Here is a 617-nt window from a genome sequence, read left to right on the forward strand (position 1 = left end):
GCCCGTGCAGCCGGAACGGCGCGCCGACCAGCCCAAGCGCCGCCGCCGCGATCCTGTCGCCCTTGGTCATCGGATGCCCATCCCTTTCTCGTCGTTCCGGCGACCCGAAGGGCGACCGTAGGTCAACGCGGGGACCCATCTCCGGTCCCGTCCCCAGCCAGCCGGAGCCTCCTAAACCGATCCTCCCTCGTCATTCCCGCGCAGGCGGGAACCCATCTCCCATCCTCTCCGTCCCCCGGACGTTCGGAGATGGGTCCCCGCCTGCGCGGGGATGACGGCTGAAGGTCTTGGACTTCCCCCCCGTCATTCCGGCGGAAGCCGGAACCCCATCCCTCCCCATATGCACCCCATGCGGAAGGCGAGATCGGTCCCGGATCAGGTCCGGGATGACGACGGGATAGGATCGTGCGCCCCAATCCTCACCCGCCGGGATAGCGCGTCAGCAAATCATTCCCCGGCAGGTACGGCTCCCCCCGGAAATTCGCCGCATTGCCGAACCGCGCCGAACAGGTCGCCATCCTCTTGTCGCACCCCTCGGTCAGCAGCGCCAAAGTCCCCGCCGCCACCACAAAGGCCGGCGGATCGGCCAGCGTCACGCCGCCCGCGTCGGACGCCAT

At 68.9% G+C, this 617-nt stretch carries 1 protein-coding gene; it reads right to left on the minus strand.

Translation table 11 applies throughout. The features are described from left to right. Window positions 1-419: 419 nt before the first annotated feature. On the minus strand, window positions 420-617 hold a 198-nt coding region (locus BHQ40_RS24855), incomplete at its 5' end, for a phage BR0599 family protein (protein ID WP_070158321.1).

It is taken from the genome of Sphingobium phenoxybenzoativorans (assembly GCF_001757355.1).
Taxonomy (GTDB): domain Bacteria; phylum Pseudomonadota; class Alphaproteobacteria; order Sphingomonadales; family Sphingomonadaceae; genus Sphingobium; species Sphingobium phenoxybenzoativorans.